Genomic DNA, 24718 nt, shown 5'->3' with positions numbered 1-24718 from the left:
GTTATTTATGAGAGAACGGTCCATACACAAATTTCCCCCCCTGCAGATAAAACAACGAAATTTTCCTCGTACCACAAAAAACTATATTCATCAATATGAGAAATTTACTTGCATTTCTTTCCTTTGATCTAAAATTTTAAATCTTGCCAAGAATCTGCAATTCCCGCAAAGCAGCTGCATCACGAGCAGATACATCCGGATAAGCAGGATCACTCCCAACATCTTGTGTATAACGCCATGATCGAGCACATTTTTTTCCTAATGCCTTCTCTGGATATACACCAACACCTTCAACATCATTCAAAGTAAAAGCATCGGAAGGTATTGTATCTTGCGTAATTGTGAGTGCACTGGTAATACAGATCTCCGCCATATCCACATTTTCTATTGCTTCTCGTAAAGCCGGATTGGAAATAAAAACAACAGGAGCGGCTTCTAACGAGGATCCAATACGCTTATCAACGCGTTCAAGCTCTAAAGCACCTGTAACAACTTTACGGACCTGCCGAATTTTTTTCCAACGCTCAGACAAAGATTGATTTTGCCATTCTTCTGGTACAGAGCGAAATTGTTCTAAATGCACCGATTGGCTTTCTGGGTAACGCTCTAACCAAGCTTCCTCCATAGTAAAAGGCAACATTGGAGCAAGCCATGTTACCATACGCTCAAAAATCTCACGGACAACCTGCAAGGAGGATTTGCGTTTTTTTGATGAAGGCGCATCACAATAAAGAGAATCCTTGCGGATATCAAAATAAAATGCCGATAACTCAATGATTGAAAAATCCAATAATGCACGCATAATCTTTTTAAAGTCAAATTCATCGTAAGCGCGATTAATCAACTGATCAAGTTCAAAAAGCCTATGCAATATAAATTTTTCAAGATCCGGCAGTGCACCATAAGATATTTCTTCTCCATCATCATATGCTAAAGTTCCAAGCATCCAACGAATTGCATTGCGTAGTTTACGATATGAATCCACATTTGTTTGAAGGATTTTTTTGCCTAAACGCTGATCTTCCCAATAATCAGTTGTCATAACCCAGAGACGAAAAATATCAGCTCCAGATGTTTTAATGATCTCTTGCGGAACAACCGTATTGCCTAAAGATTTAGACATTTTCTTACCATTCTCATCCAAAGTAAAACCGTGTGTGATCACCGCCTTATAGGGAGAGCAAGCACGCGTACCACAGCTTTCCAAAAGAGAAGACTGAAACCATCCGCGATGTTGATCTGAACCTTCAAAATAAACATCAGCAGGCCATTTCAAATCAGCCCGATCTTCTAACACAAAGCTATGGCTTGCACCAGAATCAAACCAAACATCCAAAATATCATAAACCTGTATCCAAGGCTCATGTGCACGCTCGCCTAAAAAACGTTCACGTGCTCCTTCAGCAAACCATGCATCTGCCCCTTCTGCTTCAAAAGCCCGTAAAATACGCTCGTTCACACCTTCATCTTTTAGAATAACACCATCCTCATTCGCAAAAATACAGATAGGAACACCCCAAGAACGCTGACGAGAAAGAACCCAATCAGGACGATCTTCTATCATCGAAGCTAGGCGGTTTTGCCCAGAAGACGGCACAAAACGCGTTTTTGAAACAGCTTCCAAAGCCCGACTACGTAAAGTTGAACCATCCCCAAAATCTTTATCCATTGAAATAAACCATTGCGGTGTATTGCGAAAAATAACGGGTTTTTTTGAACGCCAACTATGGGGATAGGAATGCTTTAAACGCCCCCGTGCAAACAATCGATCTGCTTTAATTAAAGCGTTAATGACCTCTTTATTAGCATCACCCATTTTTCCATTATCATCAATAACACGTGCAGGTCCTCCTTCACGATCTGGTCCCAAACCTGGAACATCTTTCGTATAAAACCCTGCATCATCAACAGGAAACGGTATAGATGAATCAATCCCCGCTTGCTCCAGTAAGGACTTATAATCATTCCAAATTTCAAAGTCCTCACGCCCATGGCTTGGCGCTGTATGAACAAAACCTGTACCAGCACTCTCTGTTACATGCGAACCATCAAGCAATGGAATTTTAAAGTTATACCCCCCAGCCAAACCTTTGAGTGGATGAGAAAGAACAAGAGCTTTCAATTCTTCAGCAGAAATAACACGCAAACGCTTCAAAACAAGTTTGGCTTTTTCTGCACAACTCATAGCTAACGCATCAGCAAAGAGAAGTTTTTCCCCAACTTGAGGACCAAAATCATTTTCAGTACTTTCAACTTCGTAAATACCATAAGAAATCTGCAAAGAATAACTCACTGCACGGTTAGCAGGAATTGTCCACGGCGTTGTTGTCCAAATGACGACATAAGCACCATATAAATCATCAGAATTTGCTTCAAAAACAGGAAATTTAACCCAAATCACCTCTGATTCATGATCATGATACTCAATCTCAGCCTCTGCCAAAGCCGTACGCTCCACAACAGACCACATCACCGGCTTGGAACCACGATAAATCTGATCTGACATAGCAAATTTTATCAATTCACTGGCAATGCGTGCTTCTGCATGAAACGCCATTGTAGTATAAGGCGTGTTAAAATCTCCCACGACACCAAGGCGTTTAAATTCTTCACTTTGAACAGTTACCCAATGCTGTGCAAATTCACGGCATTCTTTGCGAAACTCGTTAAGAGGTACTTCATCCTTATTTTTTCCTTGTGCTCGATATTTTTCTTCAATTTTCCATTCAATTGGAAGCCCATGGCAATCCCAACCAGGTACATAATTTGCATTAAAACCGCGCATTTGGAATGAACGGACAACCACATCCTTTAGAACTTTGTTTAAAGCATGCCCAATATGAATATGACCATTTGCATAAGGTGGACCATCATGAAGAATATAAAATGGACGATCTTTTGCTTGTTGGCGCAATTGCGCATAAAGCCCCATATCTTCCCAACGCGCCATCAATTCAAGCTCTTTTTGCGGAAGCCCTGCACGCATAGGAAAATTTGTCTGTGGGAGATAAAGAGTTTTTGAATAATCTATTGTTTCATTTTTCACAGTCATTGTGAAATATCCCTGTCCACTTTTACAATTTCATTTTTGCATAACTTCCCTGAATCCTGCAACTCTGGTTTTTATCTATAGGGAAAGCCGAGCTTATCATTCGTATTAAGCAGCGATCAGGAAAATATATCATTACACTCTATGGGCTTTATCATGAAATTAACAAGAAAAGAAACCAAAAAGTGATCTTAAAAAAATAAAGGCTCCACTGACAGTGGAGCCTTTTAGAAATTTACTCTTTAAAAGATTAGAATTTATAAGCTACACCAACACGGAAATCATTGGTTTTGTAATTAACTTCAAGTTTTTCCTTTGCAAATTTCTTTTTACCAAAATCAGAGTAACGATATTCGGCACGTACAATCACATTATCCAGAAGCGAGAAATCAACGCCACCACCAAGTGTGTAACCAATCATGGTTTTTGTTTCATCAGCTAAGTTCTTAGAAGAAACGACTCTTCCATCCTCATCCTTAACGGATATTGATACAGTGTCTTGGAACTGCCCATAAGCAATACCACCAGCAAGATAAGGCATAAAGCGATCAGCCGCAAAACCAATACGTACCCGTGTAGCACCACCCCAATTCTGTTTGAAAGTATGATTTAAAGTTTCAACTTCATCCTCTTGATCAAGACCAAGTTCAGAAGCCAGCTTTTTCATTTGTTCTATACCATATACACTGGAATTGTTCTTATCCACCGCTTGTGTACTCTGTGCACCGTATCCAGCCATATTCTGTCCACCATGAGAACGAGAAGCATGTGAATTAGCACCATGCGGATTAGCATTTCCGCTACCATGGGAAGGACTATGATAACCTCCATGCTGGGCTCCGCTTATTCCATTGGAAGTGTTTGTCTCTGATCTAGATGACCCTGATCTTGCCAGTACAAGGGGTCTACTCGGTACTGTTCTTTCTGCTGCTGCTTGATTTGATTGTGCTGCTCCTACTTGTGATGGTTGAGCTGCACTTACTGGTTTAGCTGGTGCTGAACTGGATTGCGTTACAGCAGATTTTTCTGACGCGGATCCTGCTGCTGGAGTTCCTCCTGTTGTAGTTCCTGCACCTGCAGATACTCCTGAAGCGGTTTTTTGTGTTTGTGCTCCTGTTCCTGCTTGTGAGGCTGAGAGCGTTTTTGATGGTGATGTTGAATTAGTCTTGCCAGAATTTCCAGTTGCTACTGGTTGATTTGGTTGTCCTGCTCCTGCTTGTGGTTGTTGACCTGAACTTGCTGGCTTAGCTGGTGCTTGATCGGCTTTCTGTGTAGGAGATTTTCCTGGCGCAGATCCTGCTGCTGGAGTTCCTTCTGTTGTAGCTCCTGCACCTGCGGGTGCTTCTGAGGTGGTTTTTTGTGTTTGTGTTCCTGTTGATGTTACTGATTGTGAAGTTGGAAGCGTTTGTGGTGCGGACCTGCGGGATCTTACGACTGCATTTTCTACTGTAGTATTATCAGCCGCACCTATGGTAATTGTCTTTGTGTGTTTTTTACCAGATATCATTAAATCCGTGTCGACACCAAAAATAAAGTTATCACCGAGATCAATATTAGAACCTGCATAAAAACCACCTACAAAACCCGAAAGTTTAGGAGAGAACTCTTTATCTAGTGGCAAATTCTTTTCTTGATCAACAAGAGCCATATCAGATTTGCTCGAAAAACCACCAGCTTGGACACCTAAATAAAGACCTGTCCATGAAAAAGTGGGGGCAACAATGGTAGAAGAAGTCGATGGTGCTGGTTGATGAGGAATCATAACATCAGCAGCTAGCGCTGTAGACGCTGAAATTAATGAAAAAATAGACGCTGTTATTAAACGTTTTGTACTCATAAAATCTCTCCAAATATCCAAAATGAAATGTATATAGAGCATCTTTTTTGAAAGATCTGTAGCAAAAATGACACACTCACAAAAAAATAAAAATTTTTTGAAAATAAGGCTTCTTAAACCTTCAATTTTGCATTCAATGAGAATTTGTAAACTAAATCACACTAGAATTATGTGTCTTAACGTTCGATTCATTTTCATTAAATTTTCGCATAACTATTAATGATAATACTCTTTATAAATTTCTTTTTACCGAAATCTGAATAACAGTATTCTGCATGTAATAAACTATCATCTGTCATCGCAAAATCAATGCCAGCGCAAACAGTGAAATCAAATATTGCCTTTTTTAAAACCAAGCGCCATCAAAGTTTCATCTATTTATCAGTATGATCTACTTTTGGTGCTTTAGCGATAGTATTTTGTATCTAAAATTAAGAAAAACAAAGGACTTATTCAAACACTCGCAAAAAAACTTTTAGATTTTTTGTATAAACATCTTCATCATGACACATCATTTTGATTTATAAGGATAATTTATTGTTTTCATGTTGAATGAAAAACTAATACTTTAGGATTCTATCATTTAGAACCTGTTCCATATTGTATTAATCAAAAACATTAAAAGAATTTTAAATGCCTCTTATAAACGCTTTTAACAGCCAATATCTGTCCACAACATTGATGGCTGGCAAAGTTGTATGATGATGCTAGCTTGCTCTTTTTATTAAGCGTGTAAAGATAGCGGTGCTCTATAGATTTTATATTATTTTATTGGGAGGCTTTACCGTCTTATATCACTCACGAATACTGACATGAAGTGGGCTTGATGTACTTTGAAAAATATTTCTTTAAAACAAATGTGTGAATACACAACAACAAGTGTATTCCGTTTGGGGCGTTCTGTTTTGCATGAGGAGTGTAATCCCATAAAAAGAATGCAATAAACAAAAACGTAAGACAATGCGTCATCTTCATTTTCATTATTTAAAAGACATTGCTCTAAATACTTTTGAAAATCGTAAAACTAAATTAAAAGAAGATGGTAAAGTTGGAAACTGGTTTCTATCTTTATCTTTACATCTTCATATTCTTCCCCAATGAGACTGTATTTCCCAAAGATTACTCCAACAGATATACGCAATATGCCCGCTCTAATCTGGCACATGCAGAATAACGTTAGTCACTAGTTATGATCTCTTCCTATTTCTGGGATTAATTGAATACTTTTCACTTAAGCGTAAAATGATAGCCATGATATAAGATTTTATGTAATCAGTAGCTATAAAATCCATATGGAGCACCAATTCGCCCTCTATAATATAAAACTTTTTTCTTTAAAGTCTTATATTACAAAATGATATAAAATAAAAATAGAGGGGATTAAGAGATATAGAATAAGAGAGCTAATAAAATAAAGGCCCCGTTAAACGAGGCCTTAGTATTTTTTATGCTTCTAATTTCATTTTTACGAAATTAGAATTTGTAAGCGACACCTACACGGAAGTCATTGGTTTTGTAATTGAATTCACGCGTATCGTTTGCAAATTTCTTTTTACCAAAATCGGAGTAACGGTATTCTGCACGTAAAAGAACGTTGTCTGTCATTGCAAAGTCAACTCCACCACCAATAGTGAAACCAAGCATTGTCTTCGTGTCATCAGCCCAAGTACCACCAGTCAAATCTATGGTTTGCTTAGCCCCTGCATCTGGCACTTTTTCATCCCCGTCAGCTTTCTGCTCAACTTTAGCTCTCTCTCCTTTTCCTGCAACGGATTGAATGCCCTGTACCTGCGCATAGGCAATACCACCAGCAACATAAGGCATAATGCGGTCAACAGCAGTAAAACCGATACGGACGCGTGTCGCACCAGACCATTTTTCTTTGTAACTGTGCGTTTCTGTTACCTTGTCATCTTTTTGAAACTGTTGCTGATCTTTTAGTTCAACCTTAGCTTTTTCAAGGGCAGCATTAAATTTTTCTGCATCTTTTTCAGTAAGAGTCAATTCACGGGCTTTTTTTGATTCTTCGCGATCTGCCCAAACTGCATCGGTTTCAACACCGAGAATGAGACCATTTCCGAGGTCTACGTTAGATCCGGCATAAATACCACCCATGAAACCAGAAGGACTAGGTATGTTATCTTTTTTGAAAAGTTCTTTATCTGCTCCTGGAATAGTTACTTTAGTTTTACTCGAAAAGTTGCCAACTTGACCACCAAGATAAAAACCCGTCCAAGAAAACGAAGGGGCTGCTGCGATAACTGCTGGTGCGACTTCATGAGGGATCATCACATCAGCAGCTTGTGCTGCAGAAGCTGAAATTAAAGCGGCAACAGAAGTTGCTATTAAATATTTTGTATTCATAATTTTGCTCCTAAATTAACTATAAAATGACCTTACAAGATTATAGATAGAAAAGCTGTAGTAAAAATGTCACAGTCATACAAATAAAAGCCCAGAAAACAGCAGTTTTGTCAAAGTCAAGATCTCTTGAAAATTTAATTTTTTATTAATACTTTTTATTCATAATCGCACTTTTGATGAAATTAGAACTTGTAAGCTACACCTACATGAAAGTCATTGGTTTTGTCGCCTAGTTTAAGGTAACCCTTTTTAAATTCCTTCTTACCAAAGTCTGAGTAGCAGTATTCCGCACGAAGCAGAATATGATCTGTCATAACGAAATCTATACCACCACCAAGGGTGAAACCCACCATCGTTTTTGTTTTATCAAATATCGTAGCAGAAACTGCTTTACTTGATTTACCATTTTGCCGACTTTTTTGTTTCTGAAACTTTATCGACACCTTGTATTTGCGCATAGGCAATACCATCGGCAACATAAGGCATAACGCAGTCAACGACGGAAAAACCAACACGAACCCGTGTTGCACCAGACCTTTTTGCTTTAAAACCAATGCGACACACTGCTGTGTCACCCTTTTGAAACTTTTCATTTTAATCCAATGTAACACCACCAATGCAACACCATCATCTTCAAATTCATCATTAAAATCATCAAATTCATCAATCGCAAGAATCTTTGAGACCGTCTTCGTCTCTCCTCGGTCTATCCAGACTGCATCGGTTTCAACACCTAGAATTGAGGACATTTCCAAGATCTATGTTGGAACCTAAATAAATACCACCTATGAAACCTCAAAGCTTAGGTAGTCCATCTTTATCTAAAGTTTTTTCTTTTGTCTCTAAATCAAATACATCAACTTTGACTTGAAAAGTTGCCAACTTGACCACCGAGATAAAAATCTGTCCAAGAAAATGAAGGGGCTGTTATAACAACTGCTGGGGCTGTTTTACGAGGAACGATAATATCAGCAGCTTGTGCTGCAGAAGCTGCTGCCATAGCGATAATAGAAATTGTGACTAAAGATTTTATATTCGTAAACTTTGCTCCTCATTTATTTAGAGGATAATGCTACAAGATTACATAAAGAAAAACTGTAGTAAAAAATAATATAGTCATAGAAAATGGAGGATGCGCTCAAAACAAAATCGCTGCATGACTTTACAACGCTATTAACTTCACTCCGTACGAGAATTCGTAAGTTAACTTATCGATTTTGAATGTAATCATTGCATGTCGTTTATAAAAATCTTTTTATATCTCCAATAAATATGGAGTGAGTAATAATATAACAATAGAAAAATAACAGAGGCTCTGTCTTTGACAGAGCCTCTTGGAAGTTTATTTCGTTGTTTACGAAATTAGAATTTGTAAGCTACACCTACACGGAAATCATTGGTTTTGTAAGCTATTTTATCCCCATCCTTTACAAATGCTTTTTTACCAAAGTCTGAGTAACGGTATTCTGCACGCAATAGAACATTGTCTGTCATTGCAAAGTCAACACCACCACCTACAGTGAAACCAACCATCGTTTTCGTTTCATCAAACACTTTAGCAGAAGCAATTTCGGCACCACCAGCTTCTTCCGCCTTAAGAGAATTAACCACTTGCAGCTGCGTATAAGCAATACCACCGGCGAAATAAGGCAAAATGCGATCAACGGCTGCAAAACCGATACGAACGCGTGTTGCACCAGACCATTTTTCTTTTATAGAGGCGCTAGTCACACGTTTGTCAGTCGCCGCGATACCAGCAATAGTTTTTTCTGGAGCAACTGTAGCTTCAGCAGCTGTAAGCTTATCTTTGAAAGCTTGAAGCTTTGCATCCCCAATAACTTCTGAATGCGTTTTTGAATCTTCGCGGTCTGCCCAAACTGCATCAGTTTCAACACCTAGAATGAGGCCATTACCAAGATCCACGTTGGAACCTACATAGATACCACCCATGAAACCGGAAGGCTTAGGTGACCAGTCTTTATCTGTAATTTTCTTTTTTGTTTCTGAATCAACTACATCAACTTTACCTGAAAAGTTACCAACTTGACCACCGATATAAAAGCCTGTCCAAGAAAATGAAGGGGCTGCTGAGATGACTGCTGGGGCTGTTTCACGAGGGATGATAACATCAGCAGCTTGCGCTGCAGAAGCTGCTGCCATAGCGATAACAGAAGTTGTTACTAAAGATTTTATATTCATAAACTTTGCTCCTAATTTATTTATGAGCACAGTGCTACAAGATTACAGAAAGAAAATCTGTAGTAAAAATGATACAGTCACAGAAAATGGAGAACATACCCAAGACAAAATCGCTTCATAGCTTTGTTTTGCACGAAAAACCTAAAAAATATATATAAATAACTTATTGATTTTTAAATGTAATTATTGTTTATGATTTTTTTAAGAAAATCTGAATAATATCTTTTCACATCCACAATAAATTATGTATTGTGTGATAATATAGCAACAGAGAATAACAGAGGCGCTGTCAAAGACAGCGCCTCTGTTATTTAACTTACCATCTGTTAAAATTTGTAAGCAACACCAACACGGAAATCATTGGTTTTGTAAGATGTCTCATATTTATCATTTGAGAATTTCTTTTTACCAAAATCAGAGTAACGATATTCCGCACGAACAATAACGTTATTGGTCATTGCTAAATCAACACCAGCACCAAGGGTGTAACCAACAAGGGTCTTTGTTTCATCAGACAAGGTGCCAGAAGCTATTACTTTATCTGAATCTTTGCCTGTTATTGAAATCGATGCACTATCTTGAAGCTGTGTATAAGCGATACCACCAGCAACATAAGGCATAATGCGTTCAGCTGCAAAACCAATACGTACACGTGTCGCACCAACCCACTTTTCTTTAAAAGTGAAACTGTGGGTCCGTTTAGCACCAGCTTCAAGCGCATCTTTACCAATACTAATTCCAGATTCTGTTAATATCTTCTTAATATAATTTATGTGATTTGGAAGAATAACATATGTGTTTCCTGTCTTCGTGTCATCTTTATTAGACCACATGATATCTGTATCAACACCTAGAATAAGGCCATTGCCGAGATCAATATTGGAACCTGCGTAAAGACCACCCATGAAACCAGATAGTTTAGGCAAATAATCGTCATCTACCGGAATCTTTTGCCCTTTAGCAAGAATATCCATTTTCGTTTTACCCGAAAAACCACCAAGTTGCCCACCAAGGTAGAAACCTGTCCAAGAAAAAGTTGGAGCAACAATAACGGGAGCAACAGGTGTTGGACTTGGGGGAACAATAACATCTGCTGCTTGCGCCGCTGAAACTGAAACAAAAGCGAAAGCAGAAGCTGTTATTAACCATTTCATATTCATATTTTCTCTCCATAGCTGAATATTTATTTGAACACATCATTTCATATAGAGCCCAAACTTCAGATATCTGTAGCAAAAATGATACACTCATAAAAAAATAAAAAGCCAATGAAAGCATCCTGAATTGCTTGATCTCTTAATAAATAAGAATTGAACTATGCCAATACACAAATGATTGTCTCTCGTTATATTTGCTCTTCTTTATAAATTTTTCAAAAATATCTGCGTTATCACCGTGAAAAGCATGTGCTCTTGTCTAATGACAAGATTATCCTTTTATATTAAATTTAAATGCTTTCATCTTAAACCATTGTATATTCAAGCAACAAAAATCGTCCCTCTATACATTACAAACGAGCAAGTATGTGAAACCGTTAAAAAACTAAAAAGGTCACTTATGAATGTTTTCAATATCAAGAACAGTCAAATACAATCGTTCTATTTAAATTTATACAAATAACGTTTTTACCTTCATCCTTAGCATGACAAAATGTGAAAGTTATATATTTGTTTTTTTTCATAAAAAGAATGTTTATATTACAAATAAACTTGTATCGCACATAAACAATTCTTCCAATAATCCACGGATTGAAACAAGATCATATGCAACTTACCTGCTCTTTGTTTTTACTTTAGGTATTTATTGTTTTTAAATATTTACCATTTTTTGCTTATCTCAACCTCATAGAAAGTCTTTTTCAGAGTTTCAGTCTTATTTTTAGGCTATCTATTTCATACTCTTTTATAAACGAATTTATAAACGAAACTGTAAAAAACGCCTCAAGACAGGCAACTGGTATGACAAATACTGAAATCTATATTAAAACTCTCCCTAAAGCAAAAAAGATGAGAGATCTTTCTTTAAAGTGTTCACACAAAACTTTGCTTTGAAAGTCATTAATTGAGCAAACAATTTGGCAAAAAAATATCTGATGTTGAATCATAGACAAATAAAAAGTATTTTTAAATCTAAGTCGAATAATGGATTGATTATAAATATAATTCATCATTTCGCATATTAAATAAGAAATCCGAATATCGTAAGATTCTCTATTCCAAACCGGTCGCATGTTGCAATTACTCAAAACCATTTGATTGCATGTTACAAGCAGGAAAAGCCGTGTGGATAAAAACTGTACAAGAAAGGATTAAAAACGCCTCTTATGAACCGTCTCACATACCAAAAACTGTCACAGCATTGAAAGCTAGCAAAGTGCGTGATGAATGCCGTCTTGCCCCCTTCATAAGCATAAATATGATGGTACTCAATGGATTTACCATTATACCCTTCATAGATAGCGTCGCGAAATGGGCTTGGGAGCATTGAGAAATGTTTCTTTAAAACAAGCGCACGTAAGTATGCAACTCAATGGCATTTTATTTTTTGAAACACACTAAGATCAAAAGTTTAACATTAAAATAAATACTTTGTTTTCTCCTCGATTTAGATAAAGCTTTCTATCAGGCCCTGTCTGCAAATAGTCCAGATTTTTGTCGAGTAGATTTCATTTAGCTTCCCATTCATGTATCATTCCAAAGGTTCTATAGACAAGTCCTTCACTAATCCCACCACGTACTCTAAAAACACTGATCAAGGCGTTCTACATGCCTTATATAATCACACTTAAAATGACGATATTTACGGCATAAGAAAATAACGCAGAATCTCTAGGCTATATTCATCTAGACCCATGAATTTTGTAATGACTGATTGCTATTATATAGTGTTATTCGTTCACTGAAATCTCCCTTCTCATGTCTTTTCCGAACAGTACTCTTCATTCTCATCGTGCACAATCATAACACCCTTTAAACAAATAACTCCCCCCCTTTTTTCAAGTGATAATATCTCCTTTCTTCATTTTTCGAGCATACGTTACACCTCTCAATATTGTTTTCTCACTTTTTAAAAACTCATTGGACCTCGTCTAAATAGGTTTGGTCGTCCTCCTTTCCCTGGTCCTTTTTTAGGACTATATCCTCTTTTTTTACCAGAATGTGACACAGGTACTAACTTAGCTGATGTTATGAATTCGCTGTTATCCGTGCAAGAAAGTTCTATTTGAAAAACTTCAGATAAAACCTTGCGAAGCTGTTCACCAGAAAAAAGATCTATTGGAGGAACAGCCGAAAATGCTCTCTGTATAAGGTTTTGAGATGCTAAAAAACTCGCACCCTGAGCGATAGAGATTGAAGCAAAAGTAGCAAAAGCTGTAATAAAATATTTTATGTTCATAAATTTAACCTCATCAAATATCCATAATGGATTTTACCTAGTGCCTTCGTTGCAAATTTCTAGAGAAAAATAATATGTTTATAGATAAAAAGTGAAAGTCCTTAAAAATAAAGCTTTGGAGCCTTTTGATTTTAAAATAAAAGCAAATTGCCCTGCTCTGCCAACATAGAAATCACTTATTGAGTAATAAATTAAAGGCACGAAGTATCGTCTGAAAATAATAAACTATACGAATATCACATCAACATATTGATTTATAAATATAATTTATTATTTCCTCACACAAAATGAGCCCCTCAAATATCAGAATATTCTCTCATTCCAAACTTGTTCATTATACATTAAGCAAATTTATTCGCTTCCACATCATAAATGAAGTTTGTATGTGGATAAAACTCTTGAAAACAGGGGGATTCTTACGAATCTGTTTAAATGCAAAAGCTATTGCAACGTTTTGACTTAGTAAAAAGCGCTCTTGCTGACTTGTTTCTAGCACACTCTTCTAGGAGTTGCTCTTTGCATTATTCAATACAATCGTAGTTATCTGTATACATTAATCATATAATATATTGATTTATAATGATAATTTAGCGTTATTTATATTGAATAAAAAGCCTGAATACCGTAAGATTCTCTCATTCCAAATCTTTTTCATGTTGAATCTATCAAAACCATTTGATTGCATGTTACAAATGGGGAGAGGCGTATAAACAAAAAACACTAAAAATGCCTCTTATGAACCGTCTTAAGTGCCAAGGGACCACAATATTGGGAGCTGGCAAATTGTGTGATGGTAGCGGCTTGTTACTCCATAAGCGTAAAGATGGAAGTGCTCAACGAATTTTATATCATATTTTGGGACTTTATCTTTATACCACTCATAAGCGCCGCCGTGACATGGGCTTGGGTGCCGATTTCTTCTAAAAAAAGCACATGACATTAGCAACACAAATATATTCCGTTTAGAGCGTTCTGTTTTACATGAAAAACGTAAATCCATTAAAAACGTGAGAAACAAAAGCGTGAGGCAATGCGTAATCTCTATTATTGAACAGACACCGCTTTAGATACTTTTGAAAGTCGTAAAGCAGAATTAAAAATGATGGTAAAGATGAGATTTGATTTTTATATTTACGCCTTCATATTCTCCCCCAATTAGGCTGTATACCGGTTTCAGAGATTTAAGTCTTCCAACCTACCATATGTTTCCAAACTCTCCTCAAAATTGCTTTTTTTCAAATAAAAGCTGTTACAAAAATAAAAAATATGAATTAGTAAAAGTGCTTTGATTACCTAAACTTCAAATGAAATAGCACTTAAGAATTTATTATAACTATTATCAGAAAAGATGAGAGAATAAAATGCCCATAATGTACAAGCATTTTGTCCTCTCATATCAATAATTAATGCCATTTAAAAGCCAATTTTAAAGTTAGCTATGCGCAAAAATATCAACTTCCGCCCATCCTAAAAGATCAAGCCTAGATCTCATAGGCAAAAATTGAAAACATGCCTTGGCAACATTTTCTCGCTCTTCACGTCTTAAACGTTCTTCAAATATAACCTTTAAACGATGCAAATATAACACATCCGACGCAGCATATTCAATTTGTGCCTGTGATAACGTTTCTGCCGCCCAATCCGAAGATTGTTGCTGTTTAGAAATATTCACATTCAGCAATTCATTACAAATTTCTTTCAAGCCATGACGATCCGTATAAGTACGCGTGAGTTTTGAAGCAATCTTTGTACAAAAAATAGGCTCTGGCATAACACCAAATGTATGCGCTAAAATAGCAAGATCAAAACGCCCAAAATGGAATATCTTGGTGATCGCTTTATCCTCAAGCAATTTCATCAAATTTGGTGCACTCTTTTGTTCTTTAGCAATCTGTATAACGTCAGCAGTACCATCTCCAGAAGAAAGCTGAACAACGCATAAACGATCACGATGGGGTTGTAATCCTAAAGTCTCAGTATCAATCGCAACAGCATCAATTTGATAATTATCTAAGTTTGGTAAATCACCTTGATGAACACGAATCTCAGCCATTTACCCTCCTATTTGCGAAAGCTGCAAGAATACGCGCCCAAGACCGCTGCCCTTTATGAAATGATTTTAAATTATACTTTTCGTTAGGCGAATGAATACGGTCATCAGCCAGTCCAAAACCAACCAAAAGAGTTTCCATACCAAGAATTGACCGAAAATCTGCTACAATTGGGATCGAGCCCCCCATGGCTGTCAAGACAGCAGGCACTTCCCACTCTTGTGATAAGGCATCCTTCGCCTCCTTGATAAAAGATGAATCATCAGAAATCTGAAGTGCAGGAGAAGAACCGTGATTCTTAAATTCAACCTTACAATCAGCCGGAATTGAGCTACGTACATAATCACGCAACGCTTGGCGTATTTTCTCTGGATCTTGCTTATGCACCAAACGACAAGATACTTTTGCACTCGCTTGAGAAGCAATAACTGTTTTCATCCCCTCCCCTTCATAGCCGCCGCTAATACCATTAATTTCCATGGTAGGACGTGCCCATACAAGTTCCAAAATGCTCCGCCCTTTTTCACCAACAGGAATGGAAAGCCCTATAGGACCAAGAAAATTTCCAGCAGTACAATTAAGTTCATTCCATGACTGCAAAATCTTTGGAGGTGTTTCTTCTACGCCATCATAAAAACCAGGAAGTGTTACCTTATTATCTTCATCATGAAGTCCTGCTAAGATTTTCGTTAAAATATGAATGGGATTAGCTGCTACTCCTCCAAAATAACCAGAATGCAAATCACGATTCGCTGCTGTAATAATAATCTCTTCTGCCATAATTCCCCGAAGAGAAAGAGCAATAGATGGTGTATCCGCATCCCACATCGACGTATCACAAACCAATGCATAATCTGCCTTAAGTTCATCTTTATTCTCTTTTAAAAAAGGAATAAGGGAAGGAGAAGCACATTCTTCCTCACCTTCACATAAAATAGTAACTTTAACAGGAAGATTCCCTGTTTCTTTCTTAAATGCACGACATGCTTCAATAAAAGTCATCAACTGACCTTTGTCATCTGAAGCTCCACGAGCACAAATAACTTTCTCTCCATCTCTCTCTTTTAAAGAAGGTGTAAATGGATCATCCTCCCACAAACTCAATGGATCAACAGGTTGAACATCATAATGTCCGTAAAACAACACATGCAAACAATCATCAGAAGGTCCTGGATGATGCCCAACAACCATTGGATGCCCCGGTGTATCACGGCGTGAAGCCTCAAAACCAATGCTTTTTAAATCCTCTACTAACCAATCAGCTGCTTTACGACATGCATCCTTGTAAGCCGAGTCTGTAGAAATCGATTGAAAACGTAAAAGAGAAAAAAGGCGTTCAAGGCTCTTTTCTATATTTCCATCAAGATGTGTTAGTACTTTATTCAGCATAAAAAAACCTTTCAAGCCTTGTGTAATTATATTATAGATACGATGACTTTAAGCCTCTTGTAAGATTTTGCAAGACACCTTATTCATTTTTGGCATTGTGAGCAGTAAAAACTTGAACGTCCAGCCTGTAAAATACGCACAATAGGCGTTCCACATTCTAAACATTGCTTGCCTTCTCGTCCATACACTGAAAAAGCATGTTGAAAATAACCAAGTGAACCATCTATATGCATATAATCACGTAAAGAAGAGCCACCAGACAAAATGGCTTCAGAAATCACATTGCGTATATTTTGTGCTAAAGAATCTGCAAATTCACATGCACGTGCCGTTTTTGATGCCAATGTAAATGCACTACGTTGTGGAGACAAACGACTCCGCCAAAGTGCTTCACAAACATAAATATTCCCAAGACCTGCAACAATAGACTGATCAAGTAAAACGCTCTTGAGAGACATTTTTTTATTAACAAAAGCCTTTTGTAAATAACGACCAGAAAACGAATTACTCATAGGTTCAAGCCCTAGCTTATTTAAAAGTGGATGTTCATAAAGCTTGTCCGTATTAACTAAAAGCATAAATCCAAAGCGACGCACATCATTATAAATAAGATGATAAACTTCACCATCCCTTGTTTGAATATCCATGGCAAAATGATCATGCTTAACCAATTTACTTGTCGTTGAAAAAACTGTTCTTAAAAGATCATTCTCTATACGCCATGAACCAGACATTCCTAAATGGCTTAAAATCGTTTCATCCTGAGAAAGATGAAATAATAAATATTTCGCACGCCGACCAAGTTCTATAATTGTTCTGCCAATAAGGCGCTCAGAAAAAGCCTCAGGAAAAGGAAAGCGCAAATCTCTACGATTAAGTCTGACAGATACTATCTTTGCATCAGTTACAACAGACTCTAGTCCACGACGAACTGTCTCTACTTCAGGAAGTTCCGGCATCTCTCTTCTTTAATAATTATACACTTTTCAATTGTATCACCAATAAATTGACTTCTTTTCCCCCTCAAAGAACGAAGGTTTCCTCTACATCTGCTCTATAAGAAACAAATTTTTGATGAGTAGATTTCCCTTGGCTTCCTACTCATGTGATTCACTTAACTAAAGACTTTATAGCCAAGCCCTACCTTGAATATTCACCAGACATTCTAAAATACTTAACATATCAATGAGGCTTACTCCCCACCTCAAATGCGGCATAACAGGATTAAGCCCATTCACCCTTACGAAACACAGGAACTCTTACACCATCTTGGGTAATGCCATCTATATCAATTTCGCCAGAACCAATCATCCAGTCAATATGAATGACACTTTTATTACCACCACGTGCTGCAATCTCTTCTGACGTCAAAGATGCCCCATCTAAAAAGCATTTGGAATAACATTGCCCTAAAGCAATATGACATGCAGCATTTTCATCAAATAAGGTATTATAAAAAAGGAGGTCACTCTTAGAAATTGGTGAAGAATGGGGCACAAGAGCAACTTCGCCCAATCGGCTTGCACCCTCATCACTTTGCAAAACCTGTTGCAAAACTTCCTGACCCGTTGATGCACGAGACTCAACAATACGCCCTGCTTCAAAACGTACTTCAATATTATCAACCAGTGTTCCTTGATAGGAAAGTGGTTTCGTCGAACGAACAAAACCTTCAACCTTATGAGCATGAGGAGTCGTGAAAACTTCTTCTGTCGGAATATTCGGATTGCAAATAACACCATTTTGAGCAACGGATGCACCACCATGCCATTCATGATCATCTGCCAAACCAACAGTTAAATCAGTCCCTGGTCCTGTAAAGTGTAAGGCAGAAAAACGCTGCTCATTAAGCCAAGATGATCGTTTCTTTAAATTCTCGTTATGGACAACCCACGCATGTACTGGATCTTCTTCTGTAACACGTGAAGCAGAAAAAATTGCATCGGCTAATTTTTTAATCGCCTCATTAAGTGGTAAAGAAGGAAACATTGCCTCAGCCCATCCTGCTGTTGGATAAGCAACAATTGACCAATTTATAGAAAAATTCGATATTTTTTTGAGAGCAGGCTGGTAAGCTAGTGAAGTCGCCTTATTCAAACGCGCAACCTTATCAAAATCTTGATTGGAAAGGAGCAAAGGATTATCACCAACAATTGCTAAACGCGCTGCCCCATTTTCAAAAGCCTTCGCCATTCCCTCATAAAGCCAAGAAGGGGCACAATCAAAACTAGCTGTATGGGCATTTTCAAAACGTGTAAGCGATAACATATCATCACTAAAAATTGGTGTAATGACACCAGCACCAACCTTATAAGCATGATATGCAATACGCCGAACAAAAGGTAATGCTGAAACTGGAGCAGTCAAAACAAGATCCTGCCCCTCTTGTAAATTCAACCCCACTTTTACTGTAATTTCTGCAAGACGATTAAGCATTTCAGGCGAAATTGTCTCATGAATATCAAAGTACATTACCAATACCCTTCTTTAAATAAAATGTGCTCTTTACGTCGTCATATTATAAATTGTTTTTTAGATCCTTTGAATTCACTTTCTCTGACGTATATCTATGCATGTCATTATCGCTAAAGGTTCACTTAATTCATAAACCGCAATGATGGGGGTATAACCCTTCTCTGGTCGTAAAAAACTTACCAATTTCTGTGTCGTTTTTCTAACATCGCAACAATTGCATTTAACTGATCTGATGAAGGCAAAGCCATAATCGTTTTATTTTCTTCTTTTCTAGCTAGATGTTGAGGTGCATAGGCAGGAATAGGAACTTTATCAAGCCGTACCATAGCAAAATGCGCAGGATGTGCCGTTTTGGACTGTGCTACTTCTGTCGAAGGAGATGCACTTTTCTCTACCTTTGCTCCCCTACTTTGTGTGCCTTCATCTATAAAGCTTGGCGCATGACCAGAACGTTCTTGAGCAAAAGCATAAGCAACATCATAAGGGCGATTATTTGTAGGAACTTGGAGTTCCCCATCACGTGATCGTTTTTCATAAAAAGCATTTCCCCCTGCAACCTGAACATAATGCATGTTTTTATACGGAAAAGACAAACCAGCGGTATGAAAAAACTTAGCGTGTTTAACTTTCTTATCTCGTTCACCCCGTAAAACAGCATCAGCTGCCTCTCTTACACGAGCAACAGATGCTTTCTCCGTCATAGGACGCGTTAAAACACCAGGAGCAAACTGCTTATGTTGACCAACAACACCACAAATCGTCTTAGGATAGGCGGTTGAATTAACACGATTCATAACAACCGTCCCAACGGCAATCATTCCTTCACGGCTTGTGCGATTTGATTCAAAATACATCGCTCGCATAAGACATTGACGCTCTGTCAATGGATACGTAACTGTTTTTGTCTTATTATTATTTACTTTTCCAGTATCTAAACGATTTGAAGCACACCCCACAACAACTAACGGCGCTACACAACAGGTAACAAAAACATTCCAACGATTTTTTTTCATCTTATGCAACACATTCCTACAATCTCTGAGCTATTCAAATTTTGAAATGAGCTTTAAATGTATCTCTCAATAAAGTACATAGCCAATTGTTACCACTCAGTAAAATTTTAATACAGGAGGTAATAAAAAAGTATCTATGCAAAATAAAAAATAAAAAACTCTTAATTCACAGATCAATATTGTTATTCTTCATGGTCCAATATAGGCCATAATAACCCACACGTTTCAATTACAATAAAGCAACACTATCTACTTCTTCTACATACGAAAAAATTTGGATACCAAAACTCTTTGCATCGATATTGAAAAAAATAATACAGATATCCCCTTTAATATAAAATTTTAACAAAATGATCTGAAAGGAAATTCCCCTAGAAAACTCCCCTCCGACCACAATACGAGTAATGATACCATCCAATATACAAATATGTCAAACCAAGAGTTAGCAATCTGCCATGCTTTTCTAAAAAACTCTTTGTTGTTTCTTTGTACTTTTCGATAATATGGCTATCTTATTCTTTCTATAGCTGCACTGTAAGAAAATACTCATATATCTACAAACTTATTTTATACATATAAGAAAAATTTTAACCTATTTTCTTCTCACCTACCCCAACCTTATAAGTAAGGTCATCGCGAGGACGATCAGAAGACATATGGTAACCCGTTATGATATAATGTAGCATTTCAGCAATATTAGTAACATGATCACCAATTCGTTCAATATTCTTTAAACAAAACAGCAAGTGCGTACAAACCGTAATATTGTGCATATCTTTCATCATATATGTCAAAAGTTCACGAAAAAGAGAAGTATACAAAGCATCAATCTTCTTATCACGCTCACGCACAGCGTCAACACGCTCTAATAGGCGACTCGTATAAGCATTTAAGACTTCTTTTAATTGATTGAGTGCTAAAGCTGTAATTGTTTCAAGCCCATGATAAATAGAAGCAGATTGACGTATTTCTGAAAGTGCAACAGTCCTTTTAGCAATGTTTTTGGCCATATCCCCAATCCGCTCAAGATCAGAAGAAATACGAATGGCTCCAATAATTTCACGCAAATCAACAGCCATCGGTTGGCGTTTGCAAATAATAGCAACCGCTTTTTCATCAATGTCACGTTCTGCTTCATCTAAAAACACATCATCGGCAATCACTGTCGTTGCAAGTTGAAGATCACTACACACAACCGATGCGACAGAATGTTCAATCATCCTTTCTGCATGCCTCCCCATTTCTGTAATCCTTGCTTTTAAATATTTTAGTTCTGCATCATAAGAACGGACAGTATGATTCATAGACATATCTTACACTCCTCAATTCACCTATCCAAAACGCCCCGTAATATAATCTTGCGTCCGTTGCTCTTTTGGTGAGGTGAAGATCATTTCAGTCGCACCAACTTCTACCAAATGCCCTAAATGAAACATAGCCGTATATTGAGAAACACGTGCGGCCTGTTGCATGGAATGCGTTACGATAACAATTGTATAATTTTGCCGTAACGCATCGATAAGCTCTTCAATCCGTGCCGTCGCAATGGGATCAAGAGCCGAGCAGGGCTCATCCATCAAAATAACTTCAGGACTAACCGCAATAGCACGTGCAATACATAAACGCTGTTGTTGCCCCCCTGATAAACTTGTTCCAAGATCGTGAAGACGGTCTTTTACTTCTTCAAACAAACCTGCCTGCCTCAAACTCTTTTCAACTATATCATGCAATTCAGAGCGCGTTTTAACTAAACCATGAATGCGTGGACCATACGCAATATTCTCAAATATAGATTTTGGAAAAGGACTGGGCTTTTGAAAAACCATTCCAACACGGGCGCGCAATTCTACAACATCAATCCTCTGGTCATAAATATTCTCCCCATCTAGGGTAATAAGACCGGTTGTTTTAGCGCCTTCAATCGTATCATTCATACGGTTAAAACAACGCAAAAAAGTCGACTTTCCACATCCTGATGGACCAATCAAAGCTGTTACTTGATGTTCAGGAATATCAAGTGTAATACCGTGGAGTGCTTCTTTGTCCCCATAAGAAACCTTCACATCCTGACCTCGCATTTTAATCTTCATTACAAAAATTCACCTTACAAAAATCTTATCAAAGCTGTTATTTTATTAAAATTACTGGCGGCGTTCAAATCGTCGACGTAAAAAAACCGCAGAAATATTCATGGTTGCAAGAAAAATCATTAATACAATAATAGCACCTGACGTCTTTTCAACAAAAGCGCGCTCTGCTTCACCCGCCCACATAAAAATTTGAACAGGCAAAGCCGTTGCTGGATCCATGGGGGTCGTAGGAATATTGACAACAAAAGCAACCATTCCAATCAAAAGCAAAGGCGCTGTTTCACCCAAAGCCTGTGCGACTCCAATAATTGTGCCTGTCAAAATACCAGGCGCTGCTAAAGGAACAACATGATGAAAAATCATTTGTGTTTTTGATGCTCCCAGTCCTAAAGCTGCTGCACGAATAGAGAGAGGAACAGCACGCAGAGCGGAACGTGTTGCAATAATAATCGTGGGGAGAGTCATGAGCGCTAAAACAAGACCACCAACAAAAGAGGCTGAACGTGGTAATCCTAAAAAATTAACAAAAAAAGAGAGTCCTAAAAGACCAAACACAATTGAAGGAACAGCTGCAAGATTATTGATATTAACCTCTATAAAATCTGTAAATTTATTTTTGCGTGCATATTCTTCCAAATAAAGAGCCGTTGCTATGCCTATCGGAAGTGAAACTAATAAAACAATGCCTATCATATAAAGAGAACCAATGATCGCAACACCTAATCCCGCAGTCTCAGGACGACTTGAAGCGCCAAATGTAAAAAAACCAATATTAAATGTTTTATAAAGCGTACCATCATGCGCTAAACGCTTTATCCATTCTACTTGTCTATTAGAAACTTTACGGTTTTTTTCTGCTACACGCAGATCAATCTGTCCCTTATAAGCAGAATCAATATCCGCAGATGCCAAAACTTTAACTTTTCGCATTGTGCCAATCAATTGTGGATTCTTTGTTACCATTTCACGCAGCTGAACGCGGACACCATTTGAAAACATACGGTTAACTTCTCGAAGAGAGGCTCGATCATTTTGATCTATATTAAGTTTCTTTGCTAAAGCATTGCGTACAAGAAGTGGATAATTCGCCGTCATGAGCACTCGTGGTTTTGTTTTATGTTGACCACTTGGATCAATGATCTTTTCATCCAAATAAATCGACAATGTCATTTCACTTTGAAAAAAAGCTGTATAACCCTGACTAATGATAGACCATAAAAGTGTAAATAAAAAAAACAAACCAATAAAAATGGCAATCAAACCATAGGCACGAAAACGACGTTCAGCCCAATACCGACGCTTGAGGCTAATATTGCGACGAGGGGAAAAATCTTCATTCATTCATATTGTTCCCGATATTTACGCACAATATAAAGAGCCAGAATATTCATCAAAAGTGTCATAACAAAGAGCGTCATCCCTAAGGCAAAAGCCACCAGAGTTTGTGGAGAATTAAACTCAAAATCACCGGTCAATTGATTAACAATCTTAACAGTCATCGTAGTCATCGCTTCGAAAGGATTGAGTGTTAAGTTTGCTGCAACACCTGCCGCCAAAACCACAATCATTGTTTCTCCAATTGCACGCGATGCCGTTAACAAAATGGCCCCCATAATCCCTGGAAGCGCTGCTGGTATAACAACTTTTTTAATTGTTTCAGATTGCGTTGCGCCTAAACCATAAGAACCTTCACGTAAAATGCGTGGAACAGCCGTAATAACATCATCCGATAAAGAGGAAACAAAAGGTATCAACATAATTCCCATCACAACTCCAGCGGTCAAAACACTTTGTGCCATAATAAACCCAACCCCATCTGAGAGAGAAACAGAGAGATCACGTAAAAATGGTCCTACAACCTTCAAAGCAAAAAAACCATAAACAATGGTTGGAATGCCGGCAAGAACTTCCAACAATGGTTTTACAATTGCTCGCAATCGCGCAGAAGCATACTCAGCCATATAAAGAGCTGAAAATAGCCCTATAGGTACAGCAAAAAGCATGGCGACAAATGCAATATAAAGCGTACCCGCAAGAAGCGGTATTAAACCAAATTGTCCTACTTCATCGCTTGAGCCGCTCGCGGAAAAACGCGGATCCCAAACTGTTCCTAAAAAGAAATTGGAAAAGGATACAGACTGAAAAAAGCTTACTGTCTGAAAAAACATCGAAAGCGCAATGGCTATTGTTGTCAAGACTGCAACAATAGATGCACAAATTAATCCAATAATAATAAAAGATTCAACCTTATTGCGCGCACGCTGATGAGGCGCAATTTGCATCATTCCACAGACAAAACCAAAAGACGCAATAGCAAAAAGGAAACCATAACCTATAAACTTAAGCTTTTCAGAAGAGAATACCCACGACTGTGCTATTTTGAACACATCATCCGATGTTTCACTAGGTAAAATCAATCCCTTCGCGAATAACTGTGCCTGCACTTCCTTATAGGAAGAGGTAGAAAGATTCCCCTCAAAGCGATGAATCATTTTGACGAGACTTCGAAGTGTCTCCCAAAGTAGATCATGATTTACAGACTCTGTTACATGCGCACTATACGCCCCAAGCTCTCGAGAGGCATTATATTCTAAATAAATTGTACTCCCAGCATCCCAAACAATTAAAAAAATAAAAGCTGGAATAACAGTAATCAAAAATGTCCACCAGCCATAATAATACGCACGAGAATGCATCTTATGCTGTTTGTATTCAAGAATGCGTGCTCGCATATAAGAAATACAAAAGCCACAAAATCCAAAAATCAATAATAACGAAATAATGAAGGAAATGCGCATTTTATCTTTCAGTTTTTATAAAAAATAGCACCTAAATTTCCTATCCCAGAAATCCAA

Annotated in this window: 16 protein-coding genes and 2 pseudogenes; 2 read left to right on the top strand and 16 right to left on the bottom strand. The window is 37.6% G+C overall.

What is annotated here, in order from left to right:
* Positions 1-136: 136 nt before the first annotated feature.
* The 6 genes and pseudogenes from ileS to ACFIKO_RS02515 form a co-directional block, all read right to left on the bottom strand.
* On the bottom strand, positions 137-3052 hold the full coding sequence (gene ileS, locus ACFIKO_RS02540; RefSeq protein ID WP_375673194.1) for an isoleucine--tRNA ligase: 2916 nt from the start codon (positions 3050-3052) through the stop codon (positions 137-139).
* A gap of 247 nt (positions 3053-3299) precedes the next feature.
* The gene (locus ACFIKO_RS02535; protein ID WP_375673193.1) at positions 3300-4886 is read right to left on the bottom strand and encodes a porin; all 1587 of its coding nucleotides are present in this window, start codon (positions 4884-4886) and stop codon (positions 3300-3302) included.
* Between the two features lie 1473 nt (positions 4887-6359).
* Positions 6360-7250: an outer membrane protein gene (locus tag ACFIKO_RS02530; protein WP_375673192.1), complete on the bottom strand. Its 891-nt coding sequence runs from the start codon at positions 7248-7250 to the stop codon at positions 6360-6362.
* A 182-nt stretch (positions 7251-7432) separates the two neighbouring features.
* Positions 7433-8250 (bottom strand): annotated as a pseudogene (locus ACFIKO_RS02525) (outer membrane protein).
* Between the two features lie 362 nt (positions 8251-8612).
* A complete protein-coding gene (locus ACFIKO_RS02520; RefSeq protein WP_375673191.1) occupies positions 8613-9449 on the bottom strand; it encodes a porin in 837 nt (278 codons plus the stop codon).
* 326 nt (positions 9450-9775) lie between these two features.
* On the bottom strand, positions 9776-10609 hold the full coding sequence (locus tag ACFIKO_RS02515; protein WP_375673190.1) for an outer membrane protein: 834 nt from the start codon (positions 10607-10609) through the stop codon (positions 9776-9778).
* Between the two features lie 1120 nt (positions 10610-11729).
* On the opposite strand from ACFIKO_RS02515, the gene ACFIKO_RS02510 reads away from it, so the two are divergent.
* A complete protein-coding gene (locus ACFIKO_RS02510; protein WP_375673189.1) occupies positions 11730-11936 on the top strand; it encodes a hypothetical protein in 207 nt (68 codons plus the stop codon).
* A gap of 579 nt (positions 11937-12515) precedes the next feature.
* On the opposite strand, the gene ACFIKO_RS02505 is transcribed toward ACFIKO_RS02510, so the two are convergent.
* Positions 12516-12845, bottom strand: a complete 330-nt coding sequence (locus ACFIKO_RS02505) for a hypothetical protein (RefSeq protein ID WP_375673188.1) — start codon at positions 12843-12845, stop codon at positions 12516-12518.
* 726 nt (positions 12846-13571) lie between these two features.
* Here ACFIKO_RS02505 and ACFIKO_RS02500 point away from each other — a divergent pair.
* A pseudogene (locus ACFIKO_RS02500) lies at positions 13572-14027 on the top strand (integrase); the annotation flags it as partial.
* Between the two features lie 250 nt (positions 14028-14277).
* Here the strand turns inward: ACFIKO_RS02500 and ACFIKO_RS02495 are convergent.
* The 9 genes from ACFIKO_RS02495 to pstC form a co-directional block, all read right to left on the bottom strand.
* Positions 14278-14898, bottom strand: a complete 621-nt coding sequence (locus tag ACFIKO_RS02495; RefSeq protein ID WP_375673187.1) for a ribonuclease D — start codon at positions 14896-14898, stop codon at positions 14278-14280.
* Positions 14891-16285, bottom strand: coding sequence for a M20/M25/M40 family metallo-hydrolase (locus ACFIKO_RS02490; RefSeq protein WP_375619558.1), 1395 nt, complete (start codon positions 16283-16285; stop codon positions 14891-14893). The genes ACFIKO_RS02495 and ACFIKO_RS02490 overlap by 8 nt, the downstream gene beginning before the upstream one ends.
* An 83-nt stretch (positions 16286-16368) precedes the next feature.
* Positions 16369-17244, bottom strand: coding sequence for a bifunctional DNA-formamidopyrimidine glycosylase/DNA-(apurinic or apyrimidinic site) lyase (gene mutM, locus ACFIKO_RS02485; RefSeq protein WP_375619557.1), 876 nt, complete (start codon positions 17242-17244; stop codon positions 16369-16371).
* A 265-nt stretch (positions 17245-17509) separates the two neighbouring features.
* Positions 17510-18757, bottom strand: a complete 1248-nt coding sequence (locus ACFIKO_RS02480) for an aminopeptidase (RefSeq protein ID WP_375619556.1) — start codon at positions 18755-18757, stop codon at positions 17510-17512.
* Positions 18758-18936: 179 nt separating this feature from the next.
* Complete coding sequence (locus tag ACFIKO_RS02475) at positions 18937-19773, bottom strand: cell wall hydrolase (protein ID WP_375619555.1); 837 nt, start codon at positions 19771-19773, stop codon at positions 18937-18939.
* Positions 19774-20360: 587 nt separating this feature from the next.
* Positions 20361-21083 (bottom strand): phosphate signaling complex protein PhoU, encoded by a 723-nt coding sequence (phoU, locus tag ACFIKO_RS02470; RefSeq protein ID WP_375619554.1) that lies wholly within the window; start codon positions 21081-21083, stop codon positions 20361-20363.
* 21 nt (positions 21084-21104) lie between these two features.
* Complete coding sequence (gene pstB / locus ACFIKO_RS02465; RefSeq protein WP_375619553.1) at positions 21105-21863, bottom strand: phosphate ABC transporter ATP-binding protein PstB; 759 nt, start codon at positions 21861-21863, stop codon at positions 21105-21107.
* A 51-nt stretch (positions 21864-21914) separates the two neighbouring features.
* Complete coding sequence (pstA, locus tag ACFIKO_RS02460; protein ID WP_375619552.1) at positions 21915-23204, bottom strand: phosphate ABC transporter permease PstA; 1290 nt, start codon at positions 23202-23204, stop codon at positions 21915-21917.
* Entirely contained in the window at positions 23201-24661 is a 1461-nt protein-coding gene (gene pstC / locus ACFIKO_RS02455) for a phosphate ABC transporter permease subunit PstC (RefSeq protein WP_375673186.1), read from the bottom strand. The genes pstA and pstC overlap by 4 nt, the downstream gene beginning before the upstream one ends.
* Between the last annotated feature and the right edge of the window lie 57 nt (positions 24662-24718).

Origin of the sequence: Bartonella sp. TS82HLJMH, assembly GCF_042193495.1 — a bacterium.
Lineage (GTDB): Bacteria > Pseudomonadota > Alphaproteobacteria > Rhizobiales > Rhizobiaceae > Bartonella > Bartonella grahamii.
This window is presented reverse-complemented; position numbering and strand designations above follow the sequence as displayed.